At 68.1% G+C, this 1,348-nt stretch carries 1 protein-coding gene; it reads right to left on the bottom strand.

Features of this window, described 5'->3' with window-relative positions; genetic code table 11:
* Positions 1–59: 59 nt before the first annotated feature.
* Positions 60–1,244, bottom strand: a complete 1,185-nt coding sequence (locus Q0963_RS16485) for an IS481 family transposase (protein WP_299448168.1) — start codon at positions 1,242–1,244, stop codon at positions 60–62.
* Positions 1,245–1,348: the final 104 nt, after the last annotated feature.

Raw genomic sequence — 1,348 nt, 5'->3', positions numbered from 1 at the left:
TGTAGGACTTCGGGTGATTCTTGACGGTTCTAGGTCGGTTGATCCTTGACGCTCTTGGGTCAGTCTGTCGGGTTCTTGCGGGTCTTGGTGAGGGCACCTCCTAGGGGTCGCTTGTTGCGGACGTCTCCGGTGCTGGTGCGGGGCACGGTGCGCAGGAGGTCGTTGCCGATCCAGAACTGGAGGATGTCCGGGCCGACGTGGACGTCGCAGCGTTCGCCGGCGCGGTGTCTGCCGACGGAGACCTGCTGCCAGGAGACACAGACGACGCCGACGGTGGAGACCTTGCGGGAGACCCACTCGGGTCCGGATCGGTCGGGGATGGTGGTGACCTCCCGCCGGGCGGCGGTGGCGTACCGCTCGGCGGGCGTGGCCATGCCCAGGGACTGGTGTGGCCGGTCGGTGTTGTAGCTGGCCACCCAGGCATCGAGCCGCTCCTGGGCGTCGGCCAGGGTGGGGAAGAGCGTGCCGGTGAGGAACTCGGCACGCAGCGAGCGGTGGAAGCGTTCGATCTTGCCGGTGGTGGTCGGCGAGCGGGGCTTGGTCAGCAGGTGCTCGATCCCGTTGACCCGGCAGATCCGGTCGAAGAGCACCTCGGTCGGAGGATGGTTGAACCGGCCGGTAAAGACCTTGCCGTTGTCGGTCAGGACCTGTTCGGGCACCCCGTGCGCGGCCAGCGCGGCCTCGAAGGCGTCACAGACGGCTTGGGTGCGTTCCTTGACCATCAGCCTCGCGCTGATGCAGTACCGGGAGTGGTCATCGATCCCGGTCAGGCACTTGATGCTGGTGCCGTCGGTCAGGCCGATCCCGCCGACCACGTCCAGCTGCCACAGCTCGTTGGGGCGGGCGCGCTGCCAGCGCTTCCACTCCCGCTGCTCGCGCCGTCGCCGGCCGGGCTCGATCAGTCCGGCGCGGCGCAGCGCCCGGTACACCCCGGACTCGCTGGCGACCAGGCCCTTCTTCGCGAGCTCGTGCACGATCCGCCGCGGACCCCACCCGGGGTGCTTCCGCCGCGCCTCGAGGACCGCGACCTCGACAGCCGGGACCATCTGGTGCGGACACGACACCGGGCGGTGGGACCGGTCGGCCAACGCTTCCAGGCCGCCTTCTTCGTACCGTGCCAGCCATGTGTGCAGCGTCTGACGGGACACCTGCCAGGACGCTGCGACCTCGGTCACCGTCCGGCCATCACCGATGACCGCCAGGACCGCCTTGTACCGCTGCTCAGCCACACTCATCTCCCTCATGAAGGGAGCGTCAAGGATCAGCCGAACTACCTGTCAAGCCTCAGCCGGAACACTGTCGCGGATCAGCCGAAGCCCGAACGTCGAGCATCAGGCGAAGTCATACA

It is taken from the genome of uncultured Phycicoccus sp., assembly GCF_947495705.1.
Classification (GTDB): Bacteria; Actinomycetota; Actinomycetes; order Actinomycetales; family Dermatophilaceae; genus Phycicoccus.
Note: the sequence above shows the minus strand (reverse complement) of the source record. Positions and strands in the feature narration are given on the sequence as shown.